Genomic DNA, 7,115 nt, shown 5'->3' on the forward strand with positions numbered 1-7,115 from the left:
GTGCAGCAAACATAAACAGCCTTTTCCCGCTCTGAAAGCCAGTTTGGGACTTTTTTGTGTTCCGGTTGGAGAACAAAAAGTGTAAACCGATCTCTCCCTTCTTAAGTAGCGATTTGAAACGATGCCCAATCTTCTTTTCTCCTCTGGTCGCCGTGACCACTACCTCTTCTATCACTACACCCTTTTCCTCATCTGCATCGGCGCCTATACTGGGTGAGGCAAATGTGACCAGAGCGATAAATACGGTTAATAATAACATCATTTTTTACCTCCTCTGTAACTCCTCCGTTAAGGCTGAAGGCTGAAATTTATGCCCATCCTTCAGCCTTACCTGTTCATCGTTTCGGCCATTTTTGGCCGACATCTGGTAGTCTATTACTCCTTTATCCTTTCAATATCCGAGTTTTTACCCAGAACTACCAGGACATCACTATCCTTAATAATAAAGTTTGCTGGGGGTATAAGTGTAAATCTTTCAGGCACTAACTCCTTTACCCCAATAATCTGAATGCGAAAACGGTTGGACAAATCCAACTCAACCAAAGACTTGCCTATAAAATCCTTTGAGGGCGCCAGTTCTGCAATCTCGTAATCTTCAGTCATTGATAGATAATCAAGGATATTAGGCGTGGTTAAGCTTTTGGCTATCTTTATCCCCATATCTTTTTCCGGGAAAATCACATCCGTCGCCCCTACTTTTTCCAAGATCCTGCCATGGTCTTCATCTATGGCCTTGACTACGATCTTTTTTATGCCTATTTCTTTTAAGTGCAAGGTTATCAGGGTGCAAGCGCTTACATTATCACCGGTGCTGACCACAGCCGCATCTATGTGTTCCAAACCGAGCTTGATAAGCGTTTCCTTTTTAGTCGCATCTGAAATAATGGCCTGGCTAAGAATAGCCTGGCTTCTTTGAACCGCATCTTTATTGACATCAATCCCCATTACTTCATGCCCTAAATTAAAGAGGGTTTTGGCCACCCAAAAACCAAAATTTCCCAGACCGATTACCGCCACGCTTTTCATAATACCTCCTCCCTCAACTATTCAGATTGTTTAGGCTGAAGGCGATTAGTTCTAATGCCTACCGCCTATCCACCTGAGTAGTTGTCTCCTCCCTTTTATCCGATTATAACATTTTCTTCCGCATACTGAAAGTCTCCGGCAGTAGAAATATGTGTGAGCAAGTAAGCCATAGTAAGTATGCCTACTCTGCCTATAAACATCATTAAGATTATTAACAGCTTGCCTGCTGTTCCCATTTGCTGAGATGTGCCCAGAGAGAGACCGACCGTGCCAAAGGCGGATACGGTTTCAAATAAGTATTCAAGAAACAGTCCTCGACTCTCTTTATAGGGGATATCTCCTAACTCTATTATTAGTAACAGGCTGAATACCAATATTATGGCGCCGATAGATATTAAAAAAATGGCAATAGTCCGGGATACGGCTTCTTGAGATAAACTCCTCTTAAAGACATGAAATCTTTCTTGACCCAACAGTTTGTTCCAGAGCACTATCATCAAGGCGGCCATACTGGTTGTTTTTATCCCCCCCCCGCAAGAGCCCGGGGAGGCCCCGATAAACATCAGAATTATAATAACCAGTAACGTGGCATTACTGAGTATATTGAAATTTACGGTGGCGAATCCTGCTGTTCTGGCGGTGACAGACTGGAAATAGGCGACCATGATTTGATGGCCCGGGGTCATCCCGGCCAGAGAATTATTTCTTTCAACCGCCCAGAATAGCCCCATCCCCATAAGAATTAAGACAAGGGAGGTCAGTAGCACTAATTTTGTATGCAGGGAAATACGGGCTCTGTCTTGGGCAAAGAACAATGTCCATAATTCATAGATTACAGGAAACCCCAGTCCGCCTAAAATTATCAGAAAAGTTATCGTAAGATTTAAAATGATATTATCATGAAAGGAGATAAAACTGTCATTAAATAAAGCAAAACCTGCATTGCAGAACGCCGCTATAGAATGGAAAAAAGAGTAGTAAAAATTCTTAAGCAAAGAGAAATCCCGATACCAACTGGCCATTAAAAAAATTGTCCCAATCAGCTCTGAGACGGCCACAAATTTAAATATCAAGCCAACCAATGACCTTACATCCTGGAATCCCCCGGTTGAATACGATTCCTGAATTATTGAACGCCGTCTATAGCCCATCCGCCAGCCAGCAGAAACAGTCAAAAATACGCCAAATGTTATGATCCCTATCCCGCCGGTTTGGATCAAGGCCAGGATAACTAATTGGCCAAAAATTGAGAAACAACTACCTGTGTCAACCACACTAAGGCCCGTCACACAAACAGCAGAAGTGGCCGTAAAAAGAGCATCTATGAGATGAATGTTTCCGTGGTGGGCAGCCAGGGGGAGCTTTAACAATATCGTGCCGATTGATATGACCAGGATATAGCTGAATACGAAAATAGCACCCGGCGTTAACTTCAGAAAAGATTTCTTGACCGAAAGGATGATTTTCTTTATCATTTTTTACCACCGTCCCTTGCCTCAGTTTCGAGTTTGGGGTTTAGAAAAGCGGTAAGTGTTCAGCCACAAAGACACTAAGACACAAAGATTAAAGGATTATTTCTTAATAGCTCAACAGAGCAGTAGCGCAGTAGTTAAAGACTTTTCTGAAAGTTTCAGAACTTCTGCTCTATTGCTCTAATGTTCTCTACGACATATATTTTTTAGTAAGTAGTACATTAAATTTGATTAAAAAACCAGACCCCTTTTTACCACGAAGACACAAAGAGACTAAATTCATAAATAATTTCCCCTTTGTGTCTTCGTGCCTTGGTGGCTGAACGGTTACGAAAAGCGCTAAATCCTGATCTTTCTATGACCAATCACAGACGGCTTCTAGTGGTCTGTAACGATTGAAATGGTGGGTAATAAGCCTCTTTACCCCTCACCTTAATCCTCTCCCCTTAGGGGAGAGGCGCCCTTCAATGTAACGCTTAAGTCTACTGATCTTCCAGTCCATGTTTTTTCAATTTTCTCCAAAGGGATACCCTGTCTATATCAAGTATCTGGGCGGCCAGGGTCTTATTGCCACCGGCCTCTTTTAACACCCATTGGATATAGGATATCTCCTGTTCCTCCAGAGAGGGAAGCCGTCCTTCTTTTTTCCTGAAGGTTCGAATATTCAATTCCTTGAGGTCTTCGGACAGATGGGTGACCTCAATTATGCCCCCATTAGCCATGGCCACACCCCTCTCAATAATATTTTCCAATTCCCTTACATTACCGGGGAAATCATAGTTCATTAGGACGGCCATTACCTCTGGACTAATTTCCGTTATATTTTTTTTCATTATGGCTGAATATCTCTTGAGGAAATAATAACTTAATAGCGGTATGTCATCCCGCCGCTCTGAAAGCGGAGGGATATAAAATGAAACCACATTTAATCTAAAAAACAAATCCTCCCTGAATTGACCGGTTTTAATGGCATCTTTAATATCCCGGTTCGTGGCGGCAATAAACCGCACATCTACTTTAACCGGCGCGGTAGCGCCTAATCTTAAAACCTCTTTTTCCTGAATAACCCTGAGGAGCTTCACCTGCATAGCCGGGGTCATCTCTGTTATCTCATCCAGAAAAAGTGTTCCCTGAGAAGCCATCTCAATCAGACCCTTCTTCATCCCGGTGGCGCCTGTAAAGGCGTCCTTTTCATGTCCAAAGATCTCATTGGATAAAAGCTCCTCGGTGAAGGCGCCGCAGTTGATGGCCAAAAAGGGACCGCCGGACCGCCGGCTGTGGGCATGGATGTATTTAGCAAAAAGCTCCTTGCCGGTGCCGCTTTCGCCACTGAGAACCACACTGGAATCAGTTGGGGCGATCTGTTCGGCTGTGTCCAGAAGTTTCTTCATCTTAAAGTCCTGCGTAATTATGCGAACCTTTCCCTCAAGACTCTCAATATGCTCCCTTAACTGCCTGTTCTCCTTTTTTAAATTAATCTTCTCCACGGCCTCCCTGACAATTCCTCTTACCTCATCTAAGTTAAACGGCTTGGCAATATAATAATATGCCCCTCTCTTCATAGCCTGCACACCCGAATCAACCGTGGCATAAGCGGTGATCATAATCACCTCCGTGTCGGGATAAAGCTCCCGGCACCGCTTGAGTATCTGCATGCCGTCCACCTTTTTCATACGCAGATCGGTAAGCACTACCTCGAATTCCTGCTCCTCAAGGAGTCTTAAGGCCTGAGGGCCACTCTGGGTAGTAATAGTCTCATACCCTTCCTTCTTCATAACATGCTCTAAATTTTCCAGGGCGATCCTTTCGTCATCCACGATCAGTAATCTTGCCTTGTTATTCATCCGTCAAAACTCCTTTTCCGGGACCCTCTTCCTGCGGCAATTGAATTAAAAAGGCAGCGCCCTGTCCGGGTCGGCTCGTTACTTTTATAGACCCGCCATGTTCCTCAATAATCCCATGTGTTATAAATAACCCAAGACCAAAGCCTTTCCCGACATCTTTTGTGGTGAAAAATGGATCGAATATCCTAGGGAGAATATCGGGGTTGATCCCCGGGCCGGTATCTCGGATTTTTATCTCCACGGCGTCACCCTTTACCGCCCTTTCGGAAGGGATATCCATTGCCTCTTCTCCTGTGATACGGCTGGCGCTAATGGAAACCATCCCTTCAAGGGGGACAGCCTCTATGGCATTTTTGATCAGGTTTAAAAAGGCCTGCTGCATCCGTGGCTTATCCGCATAAATCTCGATTTCATCCGGGACATCAACCGTTATTTCTACCCCTGCCGGGACTTCGCCCCTGACAAAAAGGATAGTCTCATCAATCAAATCTTTTAAAAAAAGCCGCTCTTTTTTTAGCTCCTTTGCCCTTGAGAACTCCAGGATGGAACGAACAATATCTCGGGCCCGGTCGGTTTGTTCTCCAATCTGAGACAGCAGTTTTTTCTTATACCCTATATTGGCCTCCTCCATCTCCTCCTGAAGTATCTGGCAGGAGGTGGATATATTTGACAGGGGATTGTTTAATTCATGGGCCATGCCTGACACCAGTGTGCCCAGCGAAACAAGTTTTTCTGATTGCACAAGACGTCTCTGCCTCCACTCCAACTCTCTCAACATCCTGTTAATGGCATCTCTGAGCGAGGTGATCTCCCTGTCTGAAGAATTAATTGAAACCCGATCAAACCCTCCCCCGGCGATCCTTTCCATACTGTTTTCCAGGAGTTTCAACGGCTTTGTAACCATACGCAATAATATATAACCAAAAATAACACTAAAGAGGATAAAAGCGCTGATAGAAGCAATCAGGGTGCGCTGTGAGGATAAAAGCAGTTTCCGGATATGCCTCCGTTCCACTTTAGATATCTCCTCGGTAATGGTGACAATCTCCTTGCCCTTGGCCCTTATCTTCGCCTCTAATATGATAACATTATGGGAATCAGCTTCCTCAGGCCCCAAAAAATCTTTCGCCATAAGCCCCTTATACTCATTAAGGGCCTTTTCTATCTCAGGGACGGAAACTATGGCCTCAAATCCTTTAAACACCTCTCTATTCTCGGCGACAAGCCCTTTGGCTCTATTAACGAATCGCAGATTTTCACGATAATCAGCCTCTTTTTTTCCATAGAGAAAGTAATTCTTCTCAAACCGCCTCATCTCGAGGGTGGCATCAAAAAACCCGGAGATTACATGGCTGGATACAACCCTTTCTTCCAGCCGGCTAAGGTTGATATATGAAAAAACAGCGCCAACGATTATTACAGTGATCGCGACCAGATATGCCAGGATAATTTTCTGACGAATACTGGATGGAAATTTGATCGTAATGGTTCACCTCTTCAGTAGCCATTCTTCCTTTCCCCTTTTTCCTTAAATAGTTGTCACCAGCCATTGGGCATTGGTCATCGTTTGGGCCAGTCGGGATTGAGTCCACCGTCTACACATCATCCACATAGTCCATAAAAGGCAGCTCGCCGACTATGGATGGTAAACCGTGGACCGTCTTAGAGTGGCCGAAACGAAGCAAGGTCAACTATTACATAATGTAACACTTGCCGAATTATATGCAACAGCCCTTAAAGGCCTTTCCTTATCTATGGATTTATCCAAAGGCAACCGGTTCTGTTGCATATTGCAATACAGGGATTACCCAGCAGAGAACAAAAAAATCAAGAGTTGTAAGCCCTTACAGATTCTTCCTGCTTTTGGCATAAAAATTGCTTCTTATACAAGGCAGAAGGGTTTTTACTATGGGTTAACATCTCATTCACCTCTCTTTGAAGGGTTAGTATACCATTCTTTAAAAGATCTGTCAAGAGGGAAGCTTCGAGGAGAAAATTGGATGATAAATTGATAAAAAAATTTGAAGAGGCAATGGCTACGGCGGCCTTTGGGGAAGCAGGCGATCTTGAGACAGCCAAGAAAAACCATGAGGGAAAAACGCAAGATATTGCTGGCCATAACAGGAAAGGAATCAAACACAAATGCCTTCAGGCATGCCCTTAATATCTGTAAACGTATAAGTGGAGAGCTGGAAATACTATCCGTCTCAAACCAGAGAGAGGATTTGCTGAACCAATTCCAGACCGAACTTAAGAAGGAAGGAATAGGGTGCCGCTTGATTCAGGGGAGCGGCTGTATAAAAGAAGAGATCCTTAATCATACGAACAGAGAAAGAGATATACTCTTTGTGGTGGTAGAATCTTCAGATGGACTTAATATCAACTGCAAGGAGGCGGATAAGATTATCGCGGAATCATGGAAAGACCTGAAGTGTCCATTAGTAGTGGTATCTGATTCGGCAGCCGTCTCGCTGACATGACGGCCTGGTTCATCGTCCTTTTTTCTGACCGGTAGGAGGAGCGAGATTTCAGTGACATATCTTCATATCTATCTTCCCATAGCTGGTGACAGCATCCACATCCTGCTGCTTTTTGGCCTGGGGCTAGTGCCTTGTCACGTTAGTATTTATGGGTAGAGTCTCTTTAGTAGGGGCGAATAATTATTCGTCCCTACCTCCCCCTTTTGCAAGGACGATTCGCGAATCGCCCTTACTGTAGGGGCACCTTGCAACGTGCCCCGACAGCCATGTCAAGATAGAAATTATATGTTATT

General features: G+C 44.2%; 7 protein-coding genes. 2 read left to right on the forward strand and 5 right to left on the reverse strand.

The features are described 5' to 3' along the window. The 5 genes from AB1797_11895 to AB1797_11915 all read right to left on the reverse strand — a co-directional run. On the reverse strand, positions 1 to 262 hold a 262-nt coding region (locus tag AB1797_11895; GenBank protein ID MEW5768299.1), incomplete at its 3' end, for a hypothetical protein. A gap of 113 nt (positions 263 to 375) precedes the next feature. Beyond that, positions 376 to 1,026, reverse strand: a complete 651-nt coding sequence (locus AB1797_11900; protein MEW5768300.1) for a TrkA family potassium uptake protein — start codon at positions 1,024 to 1,026, stop codon at positions 376 to 378. Positions 1,027 to 1,121: 95 nt separating this feature from the next. Continuing rightward, on the reverse strand, positions 1,122 to 2,501 hold the full coding sequence (locus AB1797_11905) for a TrkH family potassium uptake protein (GenBank protein ID MEW5768301.1): 1,380 nt from the start codon (positions 2,499 to 2,501) through the stop codon (positions 1,122 to 1,124). Between the two features lie 479 nt (positions 2,502 to 2,980). Continuing rightward, positions 2,981 to 4,342 (reverse strand): sigma-54 dependent transcriptional regulator, encoded by a 1,362-nt coding sequence (locus tag AB1797_11910; GenBank protein ID MEW5768302.1) that lies wholly within the window; start codon positions 4,340 to 4,342, stop codon positions 2,981 to 2,983. Further along, a complete protein-coding gene (locus tag AB1797_11915) occupies positions 4,335 to 5,657 on the reverse strand; it encodes a HAMP domain-containing sensor histidine kinase (protein ID MEW5768303.1) in 1,323 nt (440 codons plus the stop codon). Before AB1797_11915 ends, AB1797_11910 begins: the two co-directional genes overlap by 8 nt. Before the next feature lie 681 nt (positions 5,658 to 6,338). Here AB1797_11915 and AB1797_11920 point away from each other — a divergent pair. Together AB1797_11920 and AB1797_11925 are read left to right on the forward strand one after the other, a co-directional pair. Continuing rightward, a complete protein-coding gene (locus AB1797_11920) occupies positions 6,339 to 6,506 on the forward strand; it encodes a hypothetical protein (GenBank protein MEW5768304.1) in 168 nt (55 codons plus the stop codon). 61 nt (positions 6,507 to 6,567) lie between these two features. Continuing rightward, on the forward strand, positions 6,568 to 6,822 hold the full coding sequence (locus AB1797_11925) for a hypothetical protein (protein ID MEW5768305.1): 255 nt from the start codon (positions 6,568 to 6,570) through the stop codon (positions 6,820 to 6,822). The last annotated feature ends 293 nt before the right edge of the window (positions 6,823 to 7,115 follow it).

The organism is bacterium (assembly GCA_040753085.1).
GTDB lineage: Bacteria > UBA9089 > JASEGY01 > JASEGY01 > JASEGY01 > JASEGY01.

Excerpts from the sequence above, each read along its gene's own strand:
- AB1797_11900 (MEW5768300.1), bottom strand. The coding sequence starts at position 1,026 with ATGAAAAGCGTGGCGGTAATCGGTCTGGGAAATTTTGGTTTTTGGGTG.
- AB1797_11905 (MEW5768301.1), bottom strand. The coding sequence starts at position 2,501 with ATGATAAAGAAAATCATCCTTTCGGTCAAGAAATCTTTTCTGAAGTTA.
- AB1797_11910 (MEW5768302.1), bottom strand. The coding sequence starts at position 4,342 with ATGAATAACAAGGCAAGATTACTGATCGTGGATGACGAAAGGATCGCC.
- AB1797_11915 (MEW5768303.1), bottom strand. The coding sequence starts at position 5,657 with ATGAGGCGGTTTGAGAAGAATTACTTTCTCTATGGAAAAAAAGAGGCT.